22 protein-coding genes are annotated in these 25,841 nt (G+C 72.2%); 5 read left to right on the top strand and 17 right to left on the bottom strand.

The window, feature by feature from the left end; translation table 11 throughout:
- Positions 1–14: 14 nt before the first annotated feature.
- From eboE to HGB44_RS17440, 13 genes are all read right to left on the bottom strand, one after another.
- A complete protein-coding gene (gene eboE, locus HGB44_RS17500; RefSeq protein WP_061083324.1) occupies positions 15–1,181 on the bottom strand; it encodes a metabolite traffic protein EboE in 1,167 nt (388 codons plus the stop codon).
- Positions 1,178–2,053, bottom strand: coding sequence for a TatD family hydrolase (locus HGB44_RS17495; protein ID WP_061083323.1), 876 nt, complete (start codon positions 2,051–2,053; stop codon positions 1,178–1,180). The genes eboE and HGB44_RS17495 overlap by 4 nt, the downstream gene beginning before the upstream one ends.
- Positions 2,053–2,730 (bottom strand): EboA domain-containing protein, encoded by a 678-nt coding sequence (locus tag HGB44_RS17490; RefSeq protein ID WP_061083322.1) that lies wholly within the window; start codon positions 2,728–2,730, stop codon positions 2,053–2,055. Before HGB44_RS17490 ends, HGB44_RS17495 begins: the two co-directional genes overlap by 1 nt.
- Positions 2,727–3,581 (bottom strand): sugar phosphate isomerase/epimerase family protein, encoded by an 855-nt coding sequence (locus tag HGB44_RS17485; RefSeq protein ID WP_061083321.1) that lies wholly within the window; start codon positions 3,579–3,581, stop codon positions 2,727–2,729. The genes HGB44_RS17490 and HGB44_RS17485 overlap by 4 nt, the downstream gene beginning before the upstream one ends.
- Positions 3,578–4,447 carry an SCO3242 family prenyltransferase gene (locus HGB44_RS17480; protein ID WP_061083320.1) on the bottom strand — a complete coding sequence of 290 codons (870 nt, stop codon included), beginning with the start codon at positions 4,445–4,447 and terminating at the stop codon, positions 3,578–3,580. The genes HGB44_RS17485 and HGB44_RS17480 overlap by 4 nt, the downstream gene beginning before the upstream one ends.
- Complete coding sequence (locus tag HGB44_RS17475; protein ID WP_082768626.1) at positions 4,444–5,598, bottom strand: inositol-3-phosphate synthase; 1,155 nt, start codon at positions 5,596–5,598, stop codon at positions 4,444–4,446. The genes HGB44_RS17480 and HGB44_RS17475 overlap by 4 nt, the downstream gene beginning before the upstream one ends.
- Positions 5,599–5,645: 47 nt before the next feature.
- The gene (locus HGB44_RS17470; protein WP_061083318.1) at positions 5,646–6,386 is read right to left on the bottom strand and encodes a hypothetical protein; all 741 of its coding nucleotides are present in this window, start codon (positions 6,384–6,386) and stop codon (positions 5,646–5,648) included.
- 171 nt (positions 6,387–6,557) lie between these two features.
- A complete protein-coding gene (locus tag HGB44_RS17465; protein WP_061083317.1) occupies positions 6,558–10,892 on the bottom strand; it encodes a ThuA domain-containing protein in 4,335 nt (1,444 codons plus the stop codon).
- Between the two features lie 686 nt (positions 10,893–11,578).
- Entirely contained in the window at positions 11,579–12,412 is an 834-nt protein-coding gene (locus HGB44_RS17460; protein ID WP_061083315.1) for an ABC transporter ATP-binding protein, read from the bottom strand.
- Positions 12,409–13,443, bottom strand: a complete 1,035-nt coding sequence (locus tag HGB44_RS17455; RefSeq protein WP_061083314.1) for a FecCD family ABC transporter permease — start codon at positions 13,441–13,443, stop codon at positions 12,409–12,411. The genes HGB44_RS17460 and HGB44_RS17455 overlap by 4 nt, the downstream gene beginning before the upstream one ends.
- Positions 13,440–14,483: a FecCD family ABC transporter permease gene (locus tag HGB44_RS17450; RefSeq protein ID WP_061083313.1), complete on the bottom strand. Its 1,044-nt coding sequence runs from the start codon at positions 14,481–14,483 to the stop codon at positions 13,440–13,442. Before HGB44_RS17450 ends, HGB44_RS17455 begins: the two co-directional genes overlap by 4 nt.
- The gene (locus HGB44_RS17445) at positions 14,483–15,523 is read right to left on the bottom strand and encodes an iron-siderophore ABC transporter substrate-binding protein (protein ID WP_061083312.1); all 1,041 of its coding nucleotides are present in this window, start codon (positions 15,521–15,523) and stop codon (positions 14,483–14,485) included. Before HGB44_RS17445 ends, HGB44_RS17450 begins: the two co-directional genes overlap by 1 nt.
- Positions 15,524–15,895: 372 nt before the next feature.
- Entirely contained in the window at positions 15,896–16,735 is an 840-nt protein-coding gene (locus tag HGB44_RS17440) for a helix-turn-helix domain-containing protein (protein ID WP_061083311.1), read from the bottom strand.
- A gap of 212 nt (positions 16,736–16,947) precedes the next feature.
- Between HGB44_RS17440 and HGB44_RS17435 the strand changes: the two genes are divergently transcribed.
- A complete protein-coding gene (locus tag HGB44_RS17435; RefSeq protein ID WP_231972645.1) occupies positions 16,948–18,489 on the top strand; it encodes an MFS transporter in 1,542 nt (513 codons plus the stop codon).
- A 110-nt stretch (positions 18,490–18,599) separates the two neighbouring features.
- Positions 18,600–19,241: a hypothetical protein gene (locus tag HGB44_RS17430; RefSeq protein WP_061083309.1), complete on the top strand. Its 642-nt coding sequence runs from the start codon at positions 18,600–18,602 to the stop codon at positions 19,239–19,241.
- Between the two features lie 321 nt (positions 19,242–19,562).
- On the opposite strand, the gene HGB44_RS17420 is transcribed toward HGB44_RS17430, so the two are convergent.
- Together HGB44_RS17420 and HGB44_RS17415 are read right to left on the bottom strand one after the other, a co-directional pair.
- A complete protein-coding gene (locus tag HGB44_RS17420) occupies positions 19,563–20,723 on the bottom strand; it encodes an RNA-guided endonuclease InsQ/TnpB family protein (RefSeq protein ID WP_168444046.1) in 1,161 nt (386 codons plus the stop codon).
- Positions 20,724–20,955: 232 nt separating this feature from the next.
- Positions 20,956–21,297, bottom strand: coding sequence for a hypothetical protein (locus tag HGB44_RS17415; protein ID WP_061083034.1), 342 nt, complete (start codon positions 21,295–21,297; stop codon positions 20,956–20,958).
- 98 nt (positions 21,298–21,395) lie between these two features.
- Between HGB44_RS17415 and HGB44_RS17410 the strand changes: the two genes are divergently transcribed.
- Together HGB44_RS17410 and HGB44_RS17405 are read left to right on the top strand one after the other, a co-directional pair.
- A complete protein-coding gene (locus tag HGB44_RS17410; protein WP_061083035.1) occupies positions 21,396–22,166 on the top strand; it encodes a helix-turn-helix domain-containing protein in 771 nt (256 codons plus the stop codon).
- Positions 22,163–22,345 carry a DUF397 domain-containing protein gene (locus HGB44_RS17405; protein WP_013153337.1) on the top strand — a complete coding sequence of 61 codons (183 nt, stop codon included), beginning with the start codon at positions 22,163–22,165 and terminating at the stop codon, positions 22,343–22,345. Before HGB44_RS17410 ends, HGB44_RS17405 begins: the two co-directional genes overlap by 4 nt.
- A 101-nt stretch (positions 22,346–22,446) precedes the next feature.
- Here the strand turns inward: HGB44_RS17405 and HGB44_RS17400 are convergent, their stop codons facing one another.
- Positions 22,447–22,776: a DUF3140 domain-containing protein gene (locus tag HGB44_RS17400; RefSeq protein WP_061083036.1), complete on the bottom strand. Its 330-nt coding sequence runs from the start codon at positions 22,774–22,776 to the stop codon at positions 22,447–22,449.
- 184 nt (positions 22,777–22,960) lie between these two features.
- Complete coding sequence (locus HGB44_RS17395; protein WP_061083037.1) at positions 22,961–24,010, bottom strand: LacI family DNA-binding transcriptional regulator; 1,050 nt, start codon at positions 24,008–24,010, stop codon at positions 22,961–22,963.
- Positions 24,011–24,290: 280 nt separating this feature from the next.
- Here HGB44_RS17395 and HGB44_RS17390 point away from each other — a divergent pair, with 280 nt between their 5' ends.
- Positions 24,291–25,808, top strand: coding sequence for a sugar ABC transporter ATP-binding protein (locus HGB44_RS17390; protein ID WP_061083038.1), 1,518 nt, complete (start codon positions 24,291–24,293; stop codon positions 25,806–25,808).
- Positions 25,809–25,841: the final 33 nt, after the last annotated feature.

Genomic DNA, 25,841 nt, shown 5'->3' with positions numbered 1-25,841 from the left:
TTCGGTTCGGGGTGTCAGAGGAGGGTCAGGCCGAGGCCGGTCAGGCGGTCGCGGGCCCAGGCCACCTCGGCGGCGATGCCCTCGGTGAGGCCCTTGCCGTCGGCGGGGCGCAGCTCCTCGGGCAGCACCGACCAGGTGTAGGTCTCCACCTCCACGTGGTCGGTGCGCGCGCCGCCGGGCCCCAGGAGACAGTCGAGGGTGCGGGTGAGGTGGTCGGCGGTCCCGCGCAGCGGGGCGGTGGCGGGGGCGTGCAGGGGCACGTGGAAGTGGGTGCGCCAGGGCGCGCCATCGGGTAGCGGAGCGGCGCCGCCCAGGGCCTCGTGCAGGTCGTCGCGGCCCTCCCGCGCGCCGTCCTCACCGCGTGCGCGCGTCTGGTGCAGGAAGCGGTCCTCGGTGAAGGCGGCGAGGGCCTCGCGCGCGGCCGGGTCGGCCGGGTCGGGGACCTCCACGGCCGCCGACGCCTGGGCCTTGACCACGGGCAGGCCCGCGGCGCGGAGCCGGTCCAGGGCCGCCCCCGGCTCCTCGAAGGCCGTCGCGAGGTGGCAGGTGTCCAGGCACACGCCCAGGTGCGGCGGCAGGTCCCGGAGCAGGCGGGCCGCGTCCCGGGAGGTCTCGACCACGCACCCGGGTTCGGGTTCCAGCCCCACCCGCACCGGCCGTCCCTGCCGAGCCAGGTCCTCCAGGGCTTCGGAAAGCTCGGCCAGGTGCGCGCGGGCGGAGGCCAGGCGGTCGGGACCCCACGGTTCGCGCCAGGCCAGGGGGAGGGTGGAGACGCTGCCCCGCGCGGCGTCGTCGGGGAGCAGCCGCGCCAGCACCCGGGCGCAGTCCACCGTGTAGTCCAGCCTGGCCCGGTCGGTCCAGTCGGGGTGGTACACGGCCTGCTTGACCACGGGCGCGTGGAACCCGGTGTAGGGGAAGGCGTTGAGGGTCACCGTCTCCAGCCCCGCGGCCCCCAGCTCCGCGCGCAGCCGGTCGGTCAGGCGCGGGTCCGCCGCCAGCTCCCGGGCCAGCGGGGCGGGCAGCCACAGGCCCAGGCCGAGCCGGTCCGCGCCCAGGGCCTCGCGCACGCCGCCGCCGTGGACGCGGATCTGGCGCAGGACGCCGTCCAGGTCCTCGGCCGGGTGCACGTTGGTGCAGTAGGCGAGGTGGACGACCGTGCCGTCGGGGTGGCGCAGCCTCACGCGGCACCTCCGCCCGCGCGCTCGCCGCGCAGCACCGAGTTCCCCGAGTAGGTCGCGGTGTGGTCGGCCCCGTGCACGTCGTCCAGCAGCAGGCGTCCGCTGCGGCCGTAGAACTCGACGGGGTTGTCCCACAGCACCCGTTCGACGTCGCGGTCGGTGAAGCCCGCGGCGAGCATGGCCTCGCCGGTGCGCAGGGTGGCCAGCGGATCGCTGCGGCCCCAGTCGGCGGCCGAGTTGACCACCATCCGCTCCGGACCCCACTCCGACAGGACGCGGACCATGCGCTCCGGGCTCATCTTGGTGTCGGGGTAGATGGAGAAGCCCAGCGTGCACCCCGACTCGTGCACCATGGCCACGGTGGCCTCGTTGAGGTGGTCCACGAGCACCCGCTCGGGCGGCAGGCCCGACTCGGCGACCAGCTGGAGGGTGCGGCGGGTCCCCTCCACCTTGTCGCGGTGCGGGGTGTGCACCAGGACGGGCAGCTCGAACTCCCCGGCCAGCTCCAGCTGGCGGCGGAAGGCCCTCTCCTCCTCGGCGGTGCCTGAGTCGAAGCCCACCTCGCCCACCGCCACCACGCCGTCCTTGGCCAGGTAGCGGGGAAGCAGGTCCAGCACCCCCTCCAGGCGGGGGTCGTTGGCCTCCTTCGGGTTGAGCGCGATCGTGCAGTGGTGGCGGATCCCGAACCGCTCGGCCCGGAACTGCTCCCAGCCCACGAGGCCGTCGAAGTAGTCGCGGAACGAGCTCACGCCGGTCCGGGGCTGGCCCAGCCAGAACGACGGCTCGACCAGCGCGCGCACCCCGGCGGCGTACATCGCCTCGTAGTCGTCGGTGGTGCGCGAGGTCATGTGGATGTGCGGGTCGAAGATACGCATCACGCCTCCGTTCGGTGGGTGTCCAGGCGGGCTGCCTGCCCGGGGAAGCGCCGCAGCACGAGGTGGACGTCGGCGGGGACCGGCCGCCCCGCCAGCACCCGCTCCTCGGCGTGGTCGGCGCACATGCGCGCCAGCTCGGCGTCGGCGCGGTCGGGCAGCCCGGCCGCCGACTCCAGCGGCACCCCGGTGAACAGGCACTTGAGGATTCCCTGGCGCCAGGACTCCGCGTCGAGCAGGGCCGTCGCCGCGCTGGAGGCCGCCGCCGCGACCAGCCGGGTGTCGTTGGTGCGCATCGCGTCGGCCAGCAGCTCGCGCGCCGCACCGGCCAGCTCCTCCCGGCCGGCGCCGAGCACGTCGAGCACGTCCAGGCCCCGCAGGACGGCGCGCCGCTCGCCCGCGTCACCGTGGTGGTAGAGCCCGCGGACCTCCCGGGCCAGCTCCGGCGGGGTCAGGGCCCCGGACAGCGCGGTCAGCAGCTCCACGCGCACCAGGTCCTCCAGGGTCGGCCCGGCCACCCCGTCGGGGTCGCCGGAGGGACCGGCCCCCCGTGCCACGCTCCTGGCCGCCGCGGGGAAGAGCGCGCCGATCCGTGCGGGCCGCTCCCGCACCCGCCCGACCTGGGCGGCGAGGGCCTCGCGCGCCGCGGCCGTGTCCAGGAAGGCGTACTCCCCGCTCATACGTCCGCCCTCCGCCCGCGGGAGTCGGCCAGCGCCCGGGTGAGCGCGCGGATCGACCGCTCGGCCACCAGGGGAGCGGCGTGCCCGTGGCGGGGCAGCTCCACCGACGCCAGGCCCCGGTAGCCGACATCCTCCAGGGCGCCCAGGACTCCGGGCAGGTCGATCTCGCCGTCGCCGAACTCCAGGTGCTCGTGCACGCCCGGCCGCATGTCGTCCAGCTGCACGTTGGCGATCAGGGCCCCGGCGCGCCGGACGGCGCCCTCGGGGCCGTCCGGCTCGTTGCACACGCCGTGCCCGACGTCGACCGTCACCCGCAGGCGCGGCGGGTCGCCGAGCCGGTCGCGCAGTTCCAACGCGTCGGCCACCCGTTCGGCGAACATGCCGGGCTCGGGTTCGAACGCGCAGTCCACGCCGAGGTCGTCGGCGGTGGCCAGGACACGTTCCACGCCCGAGGTCAGCCGCGACCAGCCCCGCTCCCGGCTCACCCCCGCGGGGAGGACGCCCGACCAGAAGGAGACGGCCTCGGCCCCCAGGTCGTCGGCGATGCGCACCGCGCGGCGCAGAAGGTCCACCCGAAGGTCGGCGCCCTCGTCGCAGACCAGGGTGGGTTCGTGCTTGCGGCGCGGGTCCATCAGGTAGCGGGCGCCGGTCTCCACGACCACCGCCAGGCCCAGCTCGGACAGCCGCCGACCGATCCGGGCCGTGCGCGCGAAGGCGTCCGGCGCGAAGGGGTCCAGGTGCGGGTGGTCCAGCGTCAGCCCCACCCCCTCGTAGCCGAGGTCGGCGATCAGGGCCAGCGCGTCGTCCAGCCGGTGGTCCCAGAAGCCGTTGGTGCCGTATCCGAACCTCATGTGAACGACACCGCCTTGGACGCCCGCGCCGCCACGGGCGCGCCCACGGCGAGCGCGCACGCGACGTTCGGCGCGCCGCACCCGGCCAGCAGGGCCGCCTGGAGCGGGATCATCCCCCGGATGCCCACACCCGTGGCCGCACGCGCGTTGCGCGCCTCGGGTTCGATCAGCGCCCGGACCTGGGCGGATCCCACCCTCACCGCGAAGACCCCCGCGAACGCCCCCGCCAGGGCCCTCTCCGCGACGCCGCCCGACGCACGTCCGCGGGCGGGCGCGGCGGCGAGCGCGGCGCTGGCCAGGGTGCACAGCAGCGCCCCCGCCGCGACGGAGGGCCGCGTCCCGTGCACCTCGCCCCGGCTCAGGGCGGTCACCCCGAGCGTGTGGGCGGCCAGCGCCAGCGCGGGCCTGGCCGCGTCGGCGGGGCGCTCGCCCGCGCCCAGCAGCACGTCCAGCCCCCGGGCGGCCGCCATGCCCAGCGGTGCCAGCGGGGTCTTCTTGAGGAGGAGGTCGTAGCCCCACACGGTGGCCGTCAGAGCCGTGGCCACCCCCGCGGCCCGGCGTCCGCCCGCCGCCGCGGCCAGACCCACGCCCGTCACGGTCAGCCCCGCGGCGACGGCCAGGGCCTCGCCGGGTCGGACCGCCCCGGAGGGGATGGGGCGTTCGGGGCGCTCGACCGCGTCCACCTCCCGGTCGGCGTAGTCGTTGAGGGCCATGCCCGCCCAGTACAGGCAGACCGAGGCCGCGGGCAGGGCCCAGGCCCCGGTGCCGCGCAGGCCGCCCGCCGCCGCGGCGCCGGCCAGGGTGTCGCCGGGAACGCTCAGCGCCGCGGGCAGGCGCACCAGCCTCGCCAGGTCGCGTGCTCTCATTCGTCCTCCTCCGCCGGTGCCGCGCACCAGGACGTCAGGGCCCGCCACTGTTCGGCGAGGCCGTGTTCGCGGGTGCCCACGGGATCCTTGAAGAAGAACGCCAGCTCCGGCACGGGGCCGACCCGGCCCCGCCGGTGGGCGTGGGCGGTCAGCCGCGCCAGGTCCAGCACCAGGGGCGCGGCCAGCGCGGAGTCGTAGCCCGACCAGGTGAACTGGAGGGTCATCCGCGCCCCCAGGAACCCCTCGAAGGAGACGTGGTCCCAGGCGACCTTGGCGTCCCCCAGGTCGGGGACGTAGTCGATGTGCAGGGGCCCGTCCGGCCCGTGGCCGAGCATGTGCTCCAGCCCCCGGGCCTTGGACGCGAGCTTGCTCTCGGCGTTGACCGGGTCGGCCAGGGTGGCGCCGTCGCCGCCGCCGAGCAGGTTGACCGAGGACCACGAGCGCACGTGCAGCGCCCGGGCGGCGAACATCGGCGCCAGCGCGCTCTTGACCAGGGTCTCCCCGGTCTTGCCGTCGGAGCCGGCCCACGGCACGCCCGAGCGCTCGGCGAGCCGCGCCAGGGCGGGCAGCCGGGGCCCGGTGTTGGGCGTGAACTCCACGAACGCGCAGCCCGCGCGCAGGGCCGCGTACGCGTACGCGGAGCTGGCCGGGATCCGCGCGGTCCCGGCGTCCAGGGCCGCCTCCAGCGCGTCGGCGTCGCCGTGCTCGGCGTGCGGTTCGGGCCGGGGCTCGGTGCTGGACAGGTCCACCACCACGACGCGTTCGAGCGCCTCCCGCTCGGCGAACCCGCGCAGGTCCGCCTCCAGGCGGTCCACGTCCCGGCGCCCCACTCCAGCGGCGGCGTCCAGGCCCCGGCGCAGACCGCGCTCGGTCCGGTCCAGCTCGTCGGCGAAGGCCGGCGGCAGGTGTGCGGGCAGCACCCCCGCGCGGGCCAGCCGCTCCGCGCTCTTGCACAGGCGGGTCTCGGAGACGTCGTGGCCGCCGAAGACCAGGTCACCGATCCCGGGCAGGCGTGCCGGGGCGAACTCGGGGCGCTCGGTCACGCACCCCGTCCGTCCCGACGCGCCGGACCGCACCGCGAGGGCTCCCAGGACGGCGGTGGTCGCCACCGATCCCCGTGCCCCGATCAGCCATACTCCGACTCGCGTCAACGCGTGCTCCCCTCTGCGTGCCTTCGGGCGTTCTGGGAACGGTGTGGTCACTGGTCGCCGCTGTCGGCGCCGCCCTCCGCCGGCGCGCCGCTTCCACCGGCCTCCGCGCCGTCGGGGCCGAGGGCGCCGCTGCCGGGCGCCGCGGGCAGGTACAGGTGGACGTGGCCGTGGCCGGACTCGACGCTGACCATGTCCAGCTGGGTGGCCGCCACCGACCAGCCGCGCACCGCCTGGGTGCGCAGGTCCCCGGCCAGCTCCAGCAGCTCCGTCCGCTGTCCGTCCTGGGCGCGCTCCGCGTTGGAGTAGGCCACGACCGCGGATCCCAGCAGGTCCACGGCGTTGGACAGCCCGGCGTGCGCGACGTTGTGGCCGCTGCTGCCGGAGGGGGCGTCCTCGAAGTGGACCGCAGCCTCGTGGACGGTCGTCAGCCAGGAGTCGATCTCCCCGGCGTCGGGGGCGTCCCCGGCGGGGGTGGAGCCGTCGGGCGGCACGGCCGCGTCCAGGCTCTCCACCACGGGCACCAGCTGCTCGTGCGCGGCGGTGGTGCGTTCGACGAGCTGGTCGACCTGTGCGCGGTCGCGTTCCTGCGCGGAGGCCTGGAGCTCGGCGACGCGAGCCGGGTCCGGGGTGGTGTGGTCGTCACCGGTGAAGGTGAGGACGAGGACGCCGACGAGGGCGGCGACCACCAGGACGGATCCGGCGGTCAGCCACCAGGTGAGCCTGGGCGGGGGAGCCTTCGTCGCCTCGCGGGACGTGGTGGGAGAGGAGAGGTCCTTCTTGGCGGACACCGTGACACCTTCTTCTCGTCGTACCTGGGGGCCGAACGCCGCGACGTCGCGCTTGTCTCCGGTGGGGCGCCACCGCGGGGGTGGCGGGGCCGGCCGGCCCCGCCGTGGTCACGGGACCCCCGGCGGACGCTCACCCCTCGGGTGGGTGCGGCGTCCGCCGGAGGCGTCCCGTCACTCGTCGTCGATGAGGGGACGCAGCCTGTCGGCCAGCTCCACCAGCTCCTCTCTCGCTGCCTCGTCGGCGACCGCCTCGGCCACCTCGACGAACCGGTCCAGGGCGCGCGTGGCCTGCCCGGTACGGCCGACGTTCAGGTGGTGTTCGGCCAGCTCCAGCTGCGGGGTCAGCCGACGCGCCTCGGACACGGTCAGCGCGCCGTCGGCCTCCAGGGCGTCGACGCGCTCCTGGACCTCGGCGAACGTGACCGGTTCGACCGGGTCCAGCTCCTGGACCAGGACGTCGCGGAAGAGCACCCGGTCGGCGTCGCCGTGGTTCTGCAACCCGACGTGGCCCGAGGCCAGGTCGCGTGCCGGGTCGGTGCTCTCGAACTCGTTCACCAGCTCCCCGTTGATCCACACGCGGATCATCGGGTCGGCCACCTCGATCTCCATCTCGTTCCACTCGCCGACCCGCGCGGGGTGGGAGTCGGCCGCCTGGAAGTCGTAGACGGCGCCGGTCTGGTGGATCGGGTCACCGTCGGGAGCCCCGTAGCCGTCGATCTGGATCTCGTAGCCCTCCTCGACGGCGACCCAGGGGTCGTCCCCGGGGTCGGGGAAGCCGACGAAGACACCGGAGTTGTCCGTCTCCTCGGAGGCGAGGAAGTCCAGCTTCAGCCGGTAGGACTCCATCTCCGTCTCGTGCCAGAGCAGCCCCATGCCGCCCTGGGTCTCCAGGGCGCAGCCCTCGCCGTCGTCGACGACGCCGAAGCCGCCCGGGCCCGCCATGGTCCATCCGTCGAGCGACGCGCCGTCCCATAGGGGGGCGTAGCCCTCCTCGGCCTCGGCCGGGGCGCACTCCGGCGGCTCGGTGCCGCCCGCCTCGACCGTGATGGTGGCGGTGCCGGAGGCGCCGGTGTCGCCGTTGCCGTCGGTGGCCACGGCGCTGACCTCGTACTCGCCCGCGGCGGCACCCTGCCAGGTGGCCGTGTAGGGGCCCTCGGTCACCGTGGCGACGACCTCCTCGCCCACGAGGAAGTCCACCTTCTCCACACCGGCCTCGGCGTGGTCGGTGACCTCGGCGGACAGGGGGACGTCCTCGCCCTCCTCGAAGACCGCACCGTCCTGCGGGCTGGTCAGCTCGGTCTGGGGGCCGTGCTCACCGTGGCCGTCCAGGACCGCCTCGAAGTAGTTGACGTTGAACAGGCCGTCCTCGACGGCGGGGCCCTCACCGTCGAAGACCAGGTACAGCGTGAAGGTCTCCCCGGGGTCGGTGACGTCCATGGTCACGTCGGTCCACTCCTGCCAACCACCGGTGGAGGGCACGTCGACGCTGCCGAGCAGTTCGCCGTCGGGGGCGTTCACGCGCGCCTCGATCGTTCCGCCCGCCCCCGCGGAGGCGACCCGGAACTCCATCTGCTCGACCCCGACCAGGTTGGTCGTGTCGTAGGCCGTCCAGTCGCCGTGGCCGATGTGGCTGACGTTGACCAGGCCGCCCTCGGCGTCCTCGGTGGGTTCGGTCCGGACCCCCTCGCTGTCGGTGAAGTACTGGGCCTGGGTCCGGGCGGGCTTGAGGGTGACGCCGTCGCTTCCGGCGAGGCCGGGCGCCCCGTCCCCGCCGGAGTCGGTGTACTCGGCCTCCAGCACCCAGAAGATGTTCATGTCGTGCCCGTGGCCGCCGTCGACCTCGGTGATGCTGACGCCCTCGCAGCTGTCGTACTGGGTCCAGGGGTGGGCGTGCCGGTCGTGGCCGAGCGAGGCCGTGACCGCGACGTCGCCGCACTCGATGCCCTCGCCCACGGAGCCGTCCTCGGCGTCCGCCACGTCCACGCTGAAGGGGATCTCGTCACCCCAGTGGAAGAACTGGCCGTCCCGGGGGGTCTGGAAGGAGACCTCGGGCGCGGTGTTGCCCGCGGTGACCGTCGTGGTGGCGGTGCCCGTGCGGCCCTCGCCGTCGGTCACGGTGAGAACGACCGTGTACTGGCCCGCCTCCTCGAAGGTGTGGGTGGGCGAGACCTCGGTCGAGGTCTGGCCGTCGCCGAACGACCACGCGTACTCCAGGGGCAGGCCGCCGGGGTGGTGGGAGCCCTCCGCGGAGAACTCCACCTCCAGCGGGGCCGGTCCCGAGGTCGTGGAGGCGCTGATGTCGGCGACCGGGGTGGTCCCGCCGCCGGTGTAGTCGATGCGCGACAGCGCCGAGTCGTCGGCACCGCCGAAGTAACCGGACCCGTACTCCAGCACGTACAGGGAGCCGTCCGGGCCGAACTCCATGTCCATGGGGTTGGCCAGGCCGATGTTCGGGACGGTCTCGGTGATGTCCAGGACCTGGCCGTCGTCGCCCAGGTGCACCTGCTTGATCCAGTCGCGGTCCCACTCGTAGAACAGCGGGATGCCGTCGTAGTACTCGGGCCACTTGGTGTCCGACTCCAGTTCGGGGTCGAACTGGTAGGCGGGGCCGCCCATCGGGGCGCCGCCGCCCGTGCCCAGCTGCGGGAACTCCTCCGACTCCTCGTAGCTGTACCAGATCGAGGCGGGGGTGACCGGGGGCAGCTCCTCCAGGCCGGTGTTGCGCGGGGAGTCGTTCACCGGCGCGGCGCAGTCGAACTCCTCGCCGGAGGTCCCGGAGGTGAAGTCGTAGTCGACGAACGCGCTGTTGTTGCCGATGCAGTAGGGCCAGCCGATGTTGGCGGGTTCGGTGATGGCGTGCCAGGAGACCGTGTTCTGCGGTCCCCGTTCGGGGTTGGGCTCGTTGGCGTCGGGGCCGTAGTCGCCCAGGTAGACGGTGCCGTCCTCCTCGTCCACCGTGAACCGGAACGGGTTGCGCAGGCCCATGGCGTAGATCTCGGGCCGGGTCTGCTCGCCGCCGTACTCCTCCGGCGGGAAGAGGTTGCCCTCGGGGATCTCGTAGCCGCCGTCGTCGGTGGGCGTGATCCGCAGGAGCTTGCCGCGCAGGTCGTTGGTGTTGGCCGAGCTGCGCTGGGCGTCGAAGGCGGGGTTGCGCGACTCGCGCTCGTCGATGGGCGTGTAGCCGTCCGACCCGAACGCGCTGGTGTCGTCGCCCGTGGCCAGGTAGAGGTTGCCCTCGGAGTCGAAGTCGATGTGGCCGCCGACGTGGCAGCACATGCCCCGGTCGGTCCCGACCTCCAGCAGGACGTTCTCGCTGTCCAGGTCCAGGGCGGGGGAGTCCCCGTCCGTGAACTGGAAGCGGGAGAGGTTGTTGTGGCCCTCGTAGGGCTCGAAGTCCTCCGGTGAGCCGTCCGCCGGCGCCTCACCCGGCGGGACGCCCTCGATCACGGGCGCGTAGTACAGGTACACCCACCCGTTCTCCTCGAAGTCCGGATCCAGGGCGATGCCCTGCAGCCCGTCCTCGTCGTGGTTGTACACCGGGACCCGGGCGATCAGCTCGGTGGTGTGGGTGTCCGGGGACCACAGCCGCACATCGCCGCCGCGGGTGATGTGCATCACGCGTCCGTCGGGCAGGACCGCCAGGCCCATGGGCTCGCCCACGGCGTCCTCGCCCTGCGCGAGGGTGACCTTCTCGAAGTTGTCCCACTGCGTGGCGCCGCAGTCGCCCTCGGCGGTCCCGGCCGCCCACCGCAGTCCGCCGAGCAGGTGCTGGGTGAACTCCGGCTCGGAGTAGGACTCCACGGTGTGGCCGCCGCCGGTGTACCAGGACCGGCCGCCGTCGTAGGCCTGACACCAGGCGATGGGGTGGTCCCACCCCATCTGGCCCCCGGGGTCGACCTGGTCGGCGTAGGAGTCCTCGTCGAGCCCGGCCAGGACGTGCACGTCGCCGCGGGGTGACAGGTCGAAGTCGTACCACTCGTCGTGGCGTTCCCAGCTGGCCGGGAGGTGCTCGGTGGAGGGGTGGACCCTGTCGTTGACCACCACCTGGGCGTCCTGCGTGCCGGGCGGGTGGCTGGAGAAGTAGCCGCCGACGAGGTCGCCGTACCACTCCCAGTCGTAGTGGGTGTCGGAGGCGGAGTGGACGCCGACGAAGCCGCCGCCGCCCTGGACGTAGCGCTCGAAGGCGCCCTGCTCCTCCTCGTTGAGCACGTCGCCGGTGGTGGACAGCCAGATCACCGCGTCGTAGGCGGCCAGGTCCTCGTCGTTGAACACCGAGGAGTCCTCGGTGTGCGCGGTCTGGAAGCCGTGCTCCTCGCCGAGCGCCTCGATGAGCGCGACGCCGTGGGGGATCGAGTCGTGCCGGAAGCCGGTGGTCTTGGAGAAGATCAGCGTGTTGAACGCGTCCTCGCCGGTCTCGTCGGCGTACGCGACCGGTGCGGTCAGCGTGAGCGCCATGGCGACACCCGACGCCAGCGCGCCGAGTGTCAGCAGGGGTCTCTTCTTCATACGGAACCTCACCTGGGGGGTGGGAGCGAATCGATGAGTCCGTGCGGCGTGCCGGCGCCGACGGCAGGGCGGCCCGGTGGTCGCGGCCCGGTGGGGGCCGTGTGGCTGCGACCGGTGGGCTGACGGGGGAGTTCCTGCTATCAGGTGCGGGAAGCGGGGGTGCCGCCTCATCGGTCTCAGCCCATACCGGCTCCTTTCCTCACTGGCCCTGCCGGAGGCGGACGACGCGGTGGCCGGGGATCGGAGCCGCCCGGCTCGTCAACGCCCCGTCCACTTCTCGGAGGAGGAGGCCCGGCGGGTCGCCGCCGCCGGACTTCACCTGGTGCAGGCGTTGCAGCTCTTGGTAACCGGGAAAGGCCATGCCGACGGTCCGAAGACGCCACATCGCCCAACCCTTGTGACCTGCCTCACCTGCTGCATCGAACCGTACGTCGGGCTTATGTCGATCGTCAAGCAGAAGTTGTCAGTGCAGGTCGCAATAGATGGAGTCCGATCATCCAATAGACGCTGGTCCGCAGGGGGATTCGGCGCGTGCCCTCCCGGGTCGACGGGAGCGCCCGGAGTCACCCTGTGGGCATGATCCGTCGCACAGGGTGCTGAGTGGGGGCATGCGGAAGCGCCGGTGGAGGCCGGAGCCCGGACCGGCTCCGGCCTCCACCGGCGCCACCCGCCCGGCGGGCGGGCCCTCACCCCGCCAGCTGCTCCTCCCCGCGTGCGGCCCCGGTGCCGTGGTACCTGCCCAGAGGCAGCATGAGGGGCCTTCCCGACGTGGGGTCGGTGATCACCTCGCTGCGCAGGCCGAACACGGCGTGCACCGTCTCGGGGGTGAGCACCCGCTCGGGCGTGCCCGCGGCGTGCAGCCGCCCGGACGCGAGCGCGATGAGGTGGTCGGCGTAGCGCGCGGCCAGGTTGAGGTCGTGCAGGACCAGCACGATCGTCGTGCCCAGCGAGCGGTTGAGGTCGGTGAGCAGGTCCAGGACCTCGACCTGGTGGCTGACGTCGAGGAACGTGGTCGGCTCGTCCAACAGGAGCAGGTCCGTGCGCTGGGCCAGGGCCATCGCGATCCACACGCGCTGGCGCTGCCCGCCGGAGAGCTCGTCGACGGGCCGGTCGGCGAGGTCGACCGTCTGCGTCGCCTCCAGCGCCTCGGCCACGGCCTCGTCGTCATCCCGGCTCCACCGCGAGAGCATCCTCTGGTGGGGGTGGCGGCCCCGCCCGACGAGGTCGCTCACGGTGATGCCCTCCGGGGCGATCGGCGACTGCGGCAGCAGCCCGAGCGTGCGCGCGAGCTCCTTGGACGGCAGGCGGTGCACCTCCTTGCCGTCCAGGAGCACGTGCCCGCCCCGGGGCGCGAGCAGCCGCGACATCGAGCGCAGCAGGGTGGACTTGCCGCACGCGTTGGCGCCCACGATCGCGGTGATCCTCCCGGGCGGGATGGTCAGGTCCAGGGACTCGATGACGACGCGGTCCTTGTAGCCGAGCGTCAGGTCCTCGACGAGCAGCGAATGGTCCGTGGTCACAGGGAGCCTCCCACGCGGTTGGTGCGGACGATCAGGTAGACGAGGTAGGGGGCGCCGAGCACGCCGGTGACGACCCCGACCGGGTAGCGCGTCCCGAAGGCGTACTGCGCGCACAGGTCGGCGACCAGGATCAGCAGCGCCCCGACCAGCGCGGAGGGCACCAGCAGCGAGCCGTTCGGCCCGACCAGGCGCGCCGCGATCGGCCCCGACAGGAAGGACACGAAGGCCACCGGCCCCGCCGCGGCGGTCGCGAAGGCGATGAGCCCCACCGCCGCGACGATCGCGACGAGCCGGGTCAGGTCCACGCGCACGCCCAGGGCCGAGGCGGTGTCGTCGCCCAGCTGGAGCGCGGAGAGGTTGCCCGACTGGGACAGGAGCACGGGGGAGAGCACGGCCAGCGCGACCAGCACCGGGACGGTCTGGTCCCAGCTGGCGCCGTTGAGGCTGCCGGTCAGCCACCGCATGGCCTCCTGCAGGTCCCACTGGGCGGCCTGGTCGAGGATGTAGTCGGTGACGCTGGTGAGCATGGCGGCGATGCCGATGCCGATCAGGATCAGGCGCGTCCCGGCGACCCCGTCCTTGAAGGACAGCCCGTACACGACCAGAGCCACGAGCAGGCCCGCGACGATCGCGAAGGCCGACACCCCGGCCTCGCCGAGCGAGAGCACCACGATCGCGAACACGGCCGCCGCGCTGGCCCCCGCACTGATGCCGATGATGTCCGGGCTGGCCAGGGGGTTGCGCAGCATGGTCTGGAACGTGACGCCCGCGAGCCCGAAGCACAGCCCCGCCGCCACCGCGAGCACGGCCCGCGGCAGCCGGAGCCGCCCCACGGTGAACGAGGCGCCCGGCACGTCCTGGCCCAGGACCACCCGCACGACGTCGCCCAGCGGGTAGAAGGTCTGCCCGACCATCAGGGTCAGGGCGAACACGAGGACGATCGCCACGGCCAGGGCGGCGATCACGACGCGCCGCCGGTACGCGCGGCGCACCCGGCCGCGGGTGACGGTCTCGACGGTGGAGGCACTCAAAGGGCACGAACCTTCTGACGGCGGACGATGTAGATGAAGAACGGGGCGCCGATCAGCGCGGTCACGATCCCCACGTCGATCTCCGCGGGGCGCGCCACGATGCGGCCGACCACGTCCGCCGCGGTCAGCAGGGCCGCACCGGTGAGCGCCGAGAACGGGATCAGCCACCGGTGGTCCACGCCCACGAGCAGGCGGCACACGTGCGGGACGACCAGGCCGACGAAGCTGATCGGCCCGGTGACGGCGGTGCTCGCGCCGCACAGCACGACCGCGCCGACGAAGGCCGCGCCCCGCGCGAGCGCGACGCGCTCGCCCAGGCCCGCGGCGAGCTCGTCGCCCAGCGCGAGGAGGTTGAGCGCACGCGCCGACAGCAGGCACACGGCGAATCCGGCCAGGAGGAAGGGCAGTATCTGCGTGACGCTGTCGAAGGTCCCGCCGCCCACGCCGCCGATCTGCCAGGACCGGGCCCCGTCGGCGATGTCGGCGCGCGGGAGCACGACGGCCCTGATGAAGGAGGCCAGGGCCGCGGTGGTCGCCGCCCCGGCGAGGGCGAGCTTGAGCGGTGTGGCCCCGCCGCGCCCCAGGGAGCCGATCGTGTAGACGAACACCGTGGTGACGCCGGCGCCGACGATCGCCACCCACACGAAGCTGGTCGCGGAGGCCAGGCCGAAGTAGGCGATGCCCGCCACGACGGCGAGCGAGGCGCCCATGGTCACGCCCAGGATGCCCGGGTCGGCCAGGGGGTTGCGGGTCACGCCCTGCATGACCGCCCCCGCCACGCCCAGGGCGGCGCCGGCGAGCACGGCCAGCAGCGTGCGGGGGATGCGCTTGGCCACCGCCGCCTGGTCGAAGTTCTCGGCCGCGCCGCCGAACGCCTCCACGACGGCCGTCCAGGGCACGTCGCGCGAGCCGACCACGACCGAGGCGAACATGAGCGCGACCAGCGCGCACAGCACCACCAGCAGCCACAGGGTCTTGCCGCGCCTCGGGCGCCGCACGACGGCGGCGCCCGAGACGGCGGGTGAGGTGTCCGTCGCCACTACTGAGCCTCGTCAGCGGCCTCGGCGAGGAGCGACAGGTAGTCGTCCAGGACCCACGAGATCGACAGCGGGGTCGGGTTCGCGGCCGTGCCCAGCGGGTCGTCGCCGGGGAGGTTGACGACGGAGCCGTTCTCCACGGCGGGCATCTGCGACAGCAGCGGGTCGCCCTCCAGGGTCTGCACCAGCTCCTCACCGCCGTAGGTGACGATGATGTCGACGTCGTTGAACGCGTCCGCCTGCTCGGCGCTCCGGCTCAGGGAGAACTGGTCGGTCTCGGCCGAGGCGGTCGCGATGCTCTCCGGGGTCTCCAGGCCCAGGTCCTCGAAGAACATGGCGCGCGTGTCGTGCGTGGTGTAGAAGCTGACCTCGCTCAGGTCCGTGGTGTCCACGTGGGTCAGGAACATCGCGGACCGGTCCTCGAACTGCGGGTACTCCGCGACCGAGTCCTCGATCTCCTGCTCCAGGCCGGCGATGAGCTCCTCGCCCTCGGCCGCCATGCCCAGGGCCTGGCTGTTGAGCTCGATCATCTCCCGCCACGGGGTGCCCCAGGCGGTCTCGGGGTAGGCGACCACGGGGGCGATCTCGCTGAGCGTGTCGTAGTCCTCCTGGGTCAGCCCGGAGTAGGCGGCCAGGATCACGTCCGGCGCGGTGTCGGCGACGGCCTCGAAGTCGATGCCGTCCGTCTCGTCGAACAGGACCGGGGTCTGCGCGTCCAGCTCGGTGAGCTTCTCCTCGACCCAGGGCAGCACGCCGTCGCCGTCGTCGTCGCCGAAGTCGGCGGAGGCCATGCCGACCGGAACGACTCCCAGGGCCAGCGGGACCTCGTGGTTGGCCCAGTTCACCGTCGCGACCCGCTCGGGCTTGGACTCGATGGTCGTCGTGCCGAGCGCGTGCTCGATGGTGACGGGGGTCCAGTCCCCGGAACCGCCGCCGTCCTCTCCGCCGGAGGAGTCGGAGGAGTCGCCGGAGGAGCAGGCGGCGAGCGCGACGGTGAGCAGCGCGGCGCCGGAGAGCGCGGCCAGCCTTGAAACGCGGGGCATGGTTTCCTTCCCATCGTGGCCTTGGGGCCTCTTGCGGCCGTGGGGCCTCAGCCATGGCGGTGCCATGGTCCGGCTCCCGCACCGCCCCGGAGCGCACACGGGGGCGTGCGTCCGGGAGGGGACCGGTCAGGTGCGGGGCCGCGCGGGGGACGGAGGTCCGGGGGTGCACGCGCCGACCCGACCGCGGCGATGCCGAGAGATTAGGTTTGCCTAACCGAATTTAGGGTGTCCTTGGTGGGTTCGCAATCACGTAGATGCGACATCTTTTGTAGCGAAACGGACAAGAGGGGTGTGGCGGGGGAGGCTGGAGAGCCCGGTGGGGCCCGTGTCGCCGGTCCTGCCACAGGAGCTGAAACGCTGTCCCCGCAGGCATCACAGGGCGCGGAACCGGCCCGGACTCAGCCCCGTGACCCGCCGGAAGGCCGCGCCGAACGCGCTCGCCGAGTGGTACCCCACACACACCGCCACCTCGTCGATCTCGTCCCCCCGCGCGAGCATCGTCACCGCGTGCTGCACGCGCGCGGTGGCCAGCCACTGGCTGAACCCCAGACCCGTCTCGGAGCGGAACGCCCGGGTGACGGTGCGGGTGCTCACGCCCAGCCGCGCCGCCCACACGGCCAGGGTGGTGGTGTCGGCGGGGTCCTCGCGCACGGCGGCGACGATGGGGGCCAGCAGCGGCGACTCGGGGATGTGCAGGATCAGCTCGCGCCGGGCCGGGGCGAGGACGTCCAGCACCATCGCCTCGGTCCGCGAACGCTCGTCCGCGGTGAGGCCCTCGGCGTCGAGCCGGTCGAGCAGGAGTCGCAGGAGCGGGGTGACCTCCATCGCGACGGGCCCGTCGGAGATCGAGGGCACCGCGTGGACGCCGAACTGCGCGGCGCGGTGCCAGGTCCCTGCGGGGGTCCACCCGGAGTGGCGCGTCCCGGCCGGAAGCCACAGGCCGACCGTGGGGGTGATCGTCCAGACCCGCGTGCCGACGGTGGCGGAGGAGGCGCCCCGCTGGTTCCAGAGCAGTTCGTGCGTGGGGTGCGAGTGCTCCTCCCAGAACGTGTCCCGGGGGATGATCTCGGCGCTGCCCATGACGACGAAGGGCACCTCGATCTCACCGGCGGCGTAGGAGGGGAGCCTGCGGCTGTCGATCGCGTCGTGCTGCGGGGGTTTGGCGGGATGCGTCCGGGCTGTGGGACCCGGTCGGGTGTCTTGCTCGACCACGTCATCCAGGTTAGGCGCCGGTGGGCGCTGTGGCGGCGGTGACCCCGCTTCCGTCCCGCGGTCCGTGCTCCAGCTTCGTAGCGGCCGTTACGGGGTGCGGGGGAGGGGCGCGCCGAGGACCGCGTTCCCGTTCCCCGGCTCCGCGCGAACCCCTTGACCTCAATAAAAGTTGAGGTTTCAGAATGGGGTCCAACACTCACGACACGAAGGAGATGCGCGTGCGTACGACGCGTAGTCGGCGGCGGAGTCCGGGTTCGCGGGCGGCGCCACGCCCCGGGGTGCTGCTCGCCAGCGTCATGCTGGGCGTCCTGGTCGTGGCCATGTCGATCTCGGGGACGGCCGTGGCCGTCCCCGAGATCGGGGCGGACCTGGAGGCCTCCGGCGCCGCGCTGCACTGGGTGGTGGCCGGATACAACCTCACCTTCGCCGCGTTCACCCTGGTCTGCGGCTCCCTGGCCGACCTGTTCGGGCGAAGGTTGCTGTTCGCCGTCGGCGCGGTCGTCTTCCTCGCGGGCAACCTGGCAAGCGCCCTGGTCGGTGACATCATCCTGCTGGACGCGGCACGCCTGCTCACCGGTGTCGGCGGCGCGGCGATCATGGCCAGCGGCGGCGCCCTGCTGGCGACGGGCTTCGACGGTGCCGCGCGCACCCGGGCCTTCGCCGCCATGGGCACCATGGCGGGGGTCGGCATCGCGATCGGCCCGACCCTGTCGGGTCTGCTGGTCGGCGCCGTGGGCTGGCGCACGGCGTTCCTGGCCTACGCCGCGGTCGGCCTGCTCATCCTGGTCGGATCGGCGTTCGTCGCCGAGTCGCGGTCCTCCGAGCGCCCGCGCGTCGACTGGTTCGGCTCGGTGACCTTCGTGGTCAGCCTGACACTGGTCATGTACGCGGTCATCGAGGCGCCCGAGGCGGGCTGGGGGACCCCGGCGGTGGTGGGCGCTCTGGTGGCCGGTGCGGCGCTCCTCGTGCTCTTCCTCGTCGTCGAGAGCCGGGTGGCCCGGCCGGTGCTCGACCTGAGCCTGGTGCGCGACGGCCGGTTCATGGCCTGGTGCCTGGCGACGCTGACCACCTCGATCGGTTTCCTGGGGGTGCTGGTCTTCCTGCCGACCTACCTCCAGGGGGCGCAGGGGGTGTCCGCGCAGACCGCCGGTCTGATGATGCTCATGCTCACGGCGCCGGTGCTGGTGGCCCCGTCCCTGGGCGGGTGGCTGGTCGCCGGGGGCGTGTCGGCACGCGGGACGATCGTTGTCGCGCTGTTGCTCGTGGCCGGGGGCAACGCGCTGCTCACCGTGCTCCACCCGCAGATCAGCGCGCTGGGGCTGGCCCTGCCCCTGGTACTGATCGGCACCGGCATGGGGTTGTCGTTCGGCATCACCGACGGCCAGGCGATGGGCGTCATCGAACCCCGGAAGGCGGGCATGGCGGCGGGTTTCCTCAACACGCTCCGCGGTGGTGCCGAGGCCCTGGTTATCGCGGTCTTCGGGGCGGCGCTGACCAGCATCGTCGCCGCCCGCACGGGATCGTCCGAAGCCGCCGCCCGTGCGACCGCCGGGGACGTGGGAGGGTCGGACGCCCTCGCGGGTCACCTCACGGCGGCCTGGGACGTCACGTCCTGGGGTGTCGCGGCCCTGTCGCTGGTCGCCACGGCCGGGGTGTTCGTGCTCCTGGCCCGGCGCCGGGGCGTGGTGGAAGGGGTTCCCGGGTCGGGCGGGACGGAGGCGGAGCCCGCGGGGCGGGAGCCCGTCGAACGCTGACGGTTCCGCGGCGTGCCGCGGCGGCCCGGAGGAGCACGGCCGGGCCGCCGGGCCTGCGGGGGCGATTCCCTGGGGCGGGCGCTGTCACAGGCGTGTGCTTCGATACCGGCATGAACGCGCCCGAGACCGCCCTCCGCCTGCCCGAGCCCGCCGCCGTGCGCGTCCTGTCCCGCAGGACGGCGCTGCTGGAGTTCCTCATCGCCCCCGACAGCCGCTACCGCAAGCACGACTTCACCTCCGGTTGGCGGCCGGGGTGGGACCTGGCGACGATGAGCAACGGGGGAGGGGACGAGTACGCCATCGCGCTCTCGGACACGGCCGGTCTCATCCGCTGCTTCGATCATGAGTCAGAGATGAGCCCCTACGCCAATGACGAGGAGCACTGGCCGGGGACGGTCGACGCCCTGCCCGGGGAACTCGCGTTCCTCATGGCGGACACCGATTTCAACGGCGGGGACGCGCTGTCGGTGAGCGCTCTGCTGTGGCGTCTGCCCGCGGACGCCTCCTGGCGAACCGGGGTCGCCGGAGACCGGGGAGACGGTTCCGGTTGGCTGCTGGGCGGTCTGTACGCCGCCGATCCCGCACGGTACCTCCACGAGGAGTTCCAGGACTACTACGAGCGCGCCCTGGACCTCGACGCGGTGCACGCGGTGTTCGAGGGACGGCCCCTGACGAAGGAGGTCGCGGCCGGGCTCAACTCCGAGGCCGACCCCTCCGAGCTGCTGCGCCGCGCGGAGGTGTACCCGGCCTGAGGTCTGGCCTCTCCTGTCATCCTCGGCGCGGAGGGGCCCGTCATCGTCCGGCGGAGAACGTCAGTTCCCCGCGCGAGGGGCGGACGGGTGGATGCGGTACAGCACGTTCGGGCGCAGCGGCCCCTCGGGCACGGTGGGGTCGTCGAAGTCGTCGGCCGGGTTCCGGGTCATGCCGATCCGGCGCTTGACTTCCTCTCCCTCGTGAACGAGGGAGATTCCGACCACCCCTTGTCGGGGCGGTGGTGCTGCGCGCCTCGCGGCCGCAGCTGGTTCCTGCTTCATCGACATGGCATCCCAGAGGTCTCGGCAGGCTGGCACGGTTCACCCCGAAGGGTTAGTCCATCCGCGCGTGAGAATGTTCTGGGCCGCGTTGACGTCCGCATGAGCTGTGTGCCCGCACCTGCCGCAGCGAAAGACCGATTGGCTCTCTCGGTTCTCCACCGCGACGTATCCGCACGAGTGACAGGTCTGGGACGTGTACGCGGGATCAACCTCCACGATCCGACTCCCGGTGCGCCGGGCCGCGTTCTGACAGGCGAGCTTGAGGCCGTGCCACCCTTTGGCCAGGATCGCCCGGTTCAACCCCGCCTTCTGGCGCACGTTGACGCCCGGGGCGTCGACGGTGCCTTTGGCCGAGGCGGTCATGTTCTTCGTGGTGAGCTTTTCCAGCACCACGACCGCGTTCTTGGCACACAGCGTGTGCGCGGTCTGGGCGGCGAAATCGGCGCGCCGGGCCCGCACCCGTCCGGTCAGCGCGGACAGGGCGGCCCTGGTCTTGGCCCGGTTGTTCGACCCCTTGCGTTGGCGGGCCAGGCGTCGGCGCAGACGGCGCTCCCGCTCGGCCTCTTTGGGGGTTTGGAAGGTACGGTCGAGCAGGTCTCCATCGCTGGTGGCCACCGCCACCACCACACCCCGATCCACACCCACCGCGCTGTCGGGGCGCTCATGCTCCTCCGGAGTGGCCTGGCCGTCCTCGCACAGCAGCGACACGTACCAGTGGGCACCGTCGCGGGAGACGGTGGCCGAGCGCACGGTGCCCCGGGGCGCGCGCGACCAGCGAAAGCGTACCCATCCCAGTTTGGGCAGCTTGATGCGTCCCCACCTGCGGCTCAGGCGTTCGATGCTCATCCGTGTGCCGTCGGGGAAGCGGAAGGAGGGCTTCCACCGGTCCTTGGCACGCCATCGCACCTTGAACGTGCCGTGGTCCTGACAGGCTCGGTCCAGGTCGCGAAGGGTCTGCTGGAGGATGTGGGAGGGGGCGGCCTTCAGCCAGGTCTCCTCGGTCTTGGCCTCGGCCAGTTCACGGGCCTGGAGGTGGTAGCCGCAGTAGGGCAGGCGCTGGCCGCGCTGCCAACGGGACACGGCCTCACGCCGCTGGTCCAGGCCGGTGTTCCACACCGCCCGACAGATATCGCCATAGACCTGACACAACTCGGCCTGCTCGTCAGTGAGCGCGAGCCGATAACGGAATCCCGTCAGCATGGTAAGACCTCCCCTCGAAGAACCAGCACACACCATAGCCAGGCCCTACGACATTGTGGTGGGGACGGCTCGCCCCGTCTTGAAGGGCGGGGTCTGCACCGAAACCGACCAATCCTCTTCCCAGGAGAAGCGTTCCTGGCCCGTAATCGAAATGTCAATTCTCGGATGGAACGTAGAGAATTGAGATGTTTCCGGGATTGGTGTAGATTTCGCGGTTTTTGTCTTCCCGTACTCACTGCGTTCCGCGAACCTGGCGGTAGGCGGAACGGTTCGGCAGCGGCGGCTGGAACCCGGCCCTGTCCTCGACCACGGAGTCCACGAGGAGGCCGAGTCGGTCGCGCTGCACGTACTTCCAGGTGCCGTACCGGTCCTGGTAGCTCCAGGAGAAGTCGTTCTTGAGGCCGATGGCGACGTTGCCCAGGTAGGAGGGGCCGACGAGGGCGCGTTCGACGTCGGGGCCGTGGGTCCAGGGGAAGCGTCGCCACTCGACGGTGAAGGCCAGGCCCCGCTGGCTCTGGAAGGCGGTGACGGCGGCGGCGAACATGTCGTCGGAGGATTTCCGTGTTTCGTTCATGCCCCCAGCATCCGACGCGGGAGTTCTGTTCCTCCAGTGAGCGATTTGTATCTACAAAGAGATGGTTCCAGGAGGAACGCCGAGGTTAGCTTTGGGTTATGGTGCAACACGATTTCGGTGCATACCTGGCCGAAGAACGCAATAACTCTGGCTACACCCTCCGCAAGCTTGCGGCGCTGGTGAACCTGAGCCCATCGACCATCTCCCGATGGGAGAACAACCATGTAGTTCCGCTTCGGAGCGAAGTGGAGAAAGTGGACAAAGCACTGGAGTTGCAGGGGCGGCTTGTCAGCGTGTGGGAGTTCGCGAAGGCGGAAGGGCTCCCGCAGTGGATGCACAGCGTCTCGCGTCTGGAGGAGGCGGCCGAGGCGATAGACCTCATATCTCCCTTGCTGGTGCCTGGTTTGTTGCAGTCTTCGAGTTACGCGCGACTGGTGTTCGAGGAGTCGCTGATGGGACGCCAGCCGGGTGACCTTGAACGCTTGGTGGAACTGAGGTGTGGCAGGTACGAGCAGCTGCGAAAGCTCAATAACCCTCGAACCATCGCGGTCTTCCCTGTGACGGCCGTGACCTGCGTCCCTGACCGGGTTCGGAAAGAGCAGGCTTCACACCTTTTGTCCATTGCTGAAATGGGCAGGATGCGCTTCCACCTGGTCCCGGAGGACTCCATCCTGCTCGGGGTGACGTCCATGCTGCTGCTGTTCCATCTTCGTGATGGTGGGAAAGCGGCTGTGAGCGACCATGTGGACGGCGCTACCTTGTATGAGGACACGAAGGTGTACGACCGCTTGCATGGTCTGGTGAAACAAGCACTGGGTAGCGCTCTCCCCGCCATCCAGTCACGAAAGCTTCTGGAGGAGCTACGGTGAACGAGCGACGCGACTTCCACAAGTCCAGCTACAGCACGTCGGGCGGGAACTGTGTGGAGGTCAGCGAGGGCCGCGACACCCTCGTGCGGGACACCCAGAACCGGGAGCTGGGCCACCTCAGCTTCGACCGCCGCGAGTGGACTTCCCTCCTCTCCCTGCTGGCGTCGTCCCCCCGCTAGCGACAGCGTTCCCGGCGCTCTCCCCCCGAGACAGCAAGACCCCCGTTCCGGTAGCCGGAACGGGGGTCTTTCGTCGGTGGAGGCGCGGGCAGCGCGGCGCGTCAGTCCTTGAGCGGATCGTGCCCCCAGTTCATCAGCGAGTACCGCCACGGGGTCTCGCTCGGGTCCCCGGACGGCTTCTGCGCCAGGTGCCGGTGCACGTAACCGGTGACCTTGCGCATGTGCTCGTAGTCCCGCTCCTTCAGATCACCCCGCGAAGCGCGCAGGATGTCCACGATCCGCCGCCCCGAGCGGTGGCCCTTGGACTCCCCGTCGCCCTCGCCCACGGACTTCGACTCGCCGGTCTCCAGCCACCGCTCCAGCTCCTCGGGCGTCATGTTGACCGCCTCGCCGAACCCCTGCCGGACCCGCCGCCGCTGCTCGTCGTCCATGTCCCCGGCCCCCGTTCCCCCGTCAGCCTTCGCGCGGCCCGCGTCAGCGAAGCCGCCCCGGGCGGACTACCCCTCCCGCCGGACCGGTACAACCCTGAGCAGGGCTTTTGCCCGGGCTTTTCCAGGGGCGGAGACACAGGGGAACACGGAGACACGGGGGATAAGGGAGACACGGGAACCCGGGTCAGTCCCGGTACACCGCAGTCGAGCCCCGCACCACCAGCTCCGGGGTGAACAGCACCCGCTCGTGGACGTGCTCGCCGTGGTTCAGCTCCGACTCCAGCAGGCGCATCGCCGCCCGGCCCAGTTCGTACTTGGGCTGGGCCACCGTGGTCAGCCCCGGGTGCACCAGGTCGGCGAAGTCCACGTTGTCGTAGCCCACCACCGACATGTCCTCGGGCACCCGCAGGCCCCGCTGGCCCAGGCCCTTCATCACGCCGAGCGCCAGCTGGTCGTTGGCGCAGAACACGGCTTGGGGGCGCTGCCGCGGCCCCCCGCCCAGGATCGCGTCCACCGCCCGCTCACCCTGTTCGGGGTTGAGCAGCGGCTGCTCGACCACCCGCACGCAGGTGTCGGGGTCCAGCCCGGCCTCGGCGAAGGCGTCGCGCAGGCCCTCGTGCCTGCGCCTGACCTGTTCGATGGCGAACGGTCCGGTCAGGAAGGTCACCGTCTCGTGCCCCAGCCCGATGAGGTGCCTCCCGGCCGCCATCCCGCCCGCGTGGTTGTCCACGCTGACGCTGCACCCCACGTCCTCGGCGACGTCGCCCCGGTCCAGGGCCACCCAGGAGGTCCCCTGGCGGCTCAGCCACAAAAGGTCCGACAGGTCGTCGTTCACGGGCATCACCACGGCCCCGGCCGCGCGCTGCTCGGCCAGCAGGCGCACGTTGCGCTGTTGGCGCTCGCGCTTCTCCGCGGAGTTGAGCAGCACCACGGCGAGTCCGGAACCGGCCGCCTCGTCCTCCACGCCCCGCGCGACCTCGGTGAAGAACGGGTTGGTCACGTCCAGCACGAGCAGCCCCACGGACTCGCTGCGCCCCGAGCGCAGGCTGCTGCCGGAGGAGTTGCGCACGTAGTCGAGTTCGGCGATGGCCGCCTCGACCCGCAGGCGGGTGGCCTCGGCGACACGCTCGGGACGGTTGAGCACGTTGGACACGGTTCCGGGCGAGACCCCGGCGTGCCGGGCGACCTCGGTGATACCCACGCCTCGGCGTGCGTTGGGGGACCTGGTGGACAAGGGGCTTCTCCCGTGCGTGTGCGGAGGGCGATGCGAAGCATCGTACTCACACCCCGATTGAAACGTGTCAATCCGCTGCCCGTGGCGGGGCGCTCCTGGCCCCACGACTGCTGGAAAGGGCTTACCGGAAGGGGGGTCGTTATCGGGGCGAGACCTGCGAATTCTTGGGTGATCCTCTTGACGGTGTGGTGTGGGGCACTTAACATCCACTTCATATTAAAACGTTTTTGCCGTGTCCGGGGTAGCCACGCCGGACACGGCTCGGAGAAGGAGGGCGCACGTGGACCCAGCAGAGGTCCCCCCACCCCTCGCCCTGGTCGACGTCACCAAGTCCTTCGGGAGCGTCAGGGCCCTGCGGGGGCTGTCCCTGGAACTGCGCTCCGGAGAGATCCACGCACTGGTGGGCGAGAACGGTGCGGGCAAGTCCACCCTGGTCAAGACCATCGCGGGGGTACACCGGCCGGACGGCGGACAGGTGCTCGTGGACGGGCGTCCCGCGGAGTTCGCCGCTCCCGTGGACGCCCAGCGCGCCGGGGTCGCGGTCATCTACCAGGAACCCACGCTGTTCCCCGACCTGTCGGTGGCCGAGAACATCTTCGTCGGCCGCCAGCCCCGTACCCGCATGCGCACCATCGACCGCGGCCGCATGCGCCGCGACACCCGGGAGGTCTTCGCGCGCCTGGGCGTGGACATGGACCCCGACCGCCCCGCGCGGGGGCTGTCCATCGCCGACCAGCAGCTCGTGGAGATCGCCAAGGCCCTCACCCGACAGGCGCGGGTCCTGGTCATGGACGAGCCCACCGCAGCCCTGTCCGGCGTGGAGGCCGAGCGCCTGTTCACCGTCGCCCGCACCCTGCGCGACGCCGGTTCGGCGCTGCTGTTCATCTCCCACCGCTTCGACGAGGTCTTCGCCCTGTGCGACCGCATCACCGTGGTCCGCGACGGCGCGTTCGTCTCCTGTGACCCCACCGGCGACCTGGACGTGGACACCGTCGTGCGCCGCATGGTCGGCCGTGAGGTCACCAGCCTCTACCCCAAGGAGGAGGCCGAGCGCGGCGAGGTCCTGCTGGAGGTCGACGGCCTGACCCGCCACGGCGTGTTCGCCGACGTGTCCTTCTCGGTGCGCGCCGGGGAGATCGTCGCCCTGTCCGGGCTGGTCGGCGCCGGACGCAGCGAGGTCGTCCGCGCCGTGTTCGGCGTGGACCGCTACGACGCGGGCACCGTGCGGGTGGAGGGCAGGCCGCTGGCGCCGGGGCGGCCCAGGGCCGCCATGGCGGCCGGGCTCGCCCTGGTCCCCGAGGACCGCCGCCAGCAGGGCCTGGTCATGGAGTCCTCCATCGAGCGCAACGCCACCGCCACCCGCCGCTGGCCGCTCAGCCGCCTGGGCCTGCTGCGCCCCCGCGCCGAGCGCGACTCCGCCCGCGAGTGGGGCGAGCGCCTGAGCCTGAGGTTCGGCAGCCTCACCGACCCCGTCTCCACCCTCTCGGGCGGCAACCAGCAAAAAGTCGTCCTGGCCAAGTGGCTGTCCACCGAACCCCGTGTGCTGTTCGTGGACGAGCCCACGCGCGGCATCGACGTGGGCACCAAGGCCGAGGTCCACCGCCTGCTCTCCACCCTCGCGGGCCGGGGGCTGGCCATCGTCATGGTCTCCAGCGAACTCCCCGAGGTCCTGGGCATGGCCGACCGGGTCCTGGTCATGCACGAGGGCCGGGTCACCGCCCACCTGGACCGCGGGGAGGCCGACGAGGAGTCGGTCATGTACGCGGCCACCGGACAGCGACCGAGCGAGGCCGCATGACGAACACGGTCAGTACCGCCCCCGCCCCCACCC

The sequence above is a fragment of the Nocardiopsis alborubida genome (assembly GCF_012396365.1).
GTDB lineage: Bacteria > Actinomycetota > Actinomycetes > Streptosporangiales > Streptosporangiaceae > Nocardiopsis > Nocardiopsis alborubida.
This window is presented reverse-complemented; position numbering and strand designations above follow the sequence as displayed.

What these genes read in the sequence shown, in the direction of transcription:
- HGB44_RS17465 (WP_061083317.1), bottom strand. Translation starts at nt 10,892, where the DNA reads ATGAAGAAGAGACCCCTGCTGACACTCGGCGCGCTGGCGTCGGGTGTC.
- HGB44_RS17415 (WP_061083034.1), bottom strand. Translation starts at nt 21,297, where the DNA reads ATGAACGAAACACGGAAATCCTCCGACGACATGTTCGCCGCCGCCGTC.
- HGB44_RS17495 (WP_061083323.1), bottom strand. Translation starts at nt 2,053, where the DNA reads ATGCGTATCTTCGACCCGCACATCCACATGACCTCGCGCACCACCGAC.
- HGB44_RS17480 (WP_061083320.1), bottom strand. Translation starts at nt 4,447, where the DNA reads ATGAGAGCACGCGACCTGGCGAGGCTGGTGCGCCTGCCCGCGGCGCTG.
- HGB44_RS17430 (WP_061083309.1), top strand. Translation starts at nt 18,600, where the DNA reads ATGAACGCGCCCGAGACCGCCCTCCGCCTGCCCGAGCCCGCCGCCGTG.
- HGB44_RS17435 (WP_231972645.1), top strand. Translation starts at nt 16,948, where the DNA reads ATGCGCGTGCGTACGACGCGTAGTCGGCGGCGGAGTCCGGGTTCGCGG.
- HGB44_RS17420 (WP_168444046.1), bottom strand. Translation starts at nt 20,723, where the DNA reads ATGCTGACGGGATTCCGTTATCGGCTCGCGCTCACTGACGAGCAGGCC.
- HGB44_RS17485 (WP_061083321.1), bottom strand. Translation starts at nt 3,581, where the DNA reads ATGAGGTTCGGATACGGCACCAACGGCTTCTGGGACCACCGGCTGGAC.
- HGB44_RS17410 (WP_061083035.1), top strand. Translation starts at nt 21,396, where the DNA reads ATGGTGCAACACGATTTCGGTGCATACCTGGCCGAAGAACGCAATAAC.
- HGB44_RS17445 (WP_061083312.1), bottom strand. Translation starts at nt 15,523, where the DNA reads ATGCCCCGCGTTTCAAGGCTGGCCGCGCTCTCCGGCGCCGCGCTGCTC.
- HGB44_RS17490 (WP_061083322.1), bottom strand. Translation starts at nt 2,730, where the DNA reads ATGAGCGGGGAGTACGCCTTCCTGGACACGGCCGCGGCGCGCGAGGCC.
- HGB44_RS17400 (WP_061083036.1), bottom strand. Translation starts at nt 22,776, where the DNA reads ATGGACGACGAGCAGCGGCGGCGGGTCCGGCAGGGGTTCGGCGAGGCG.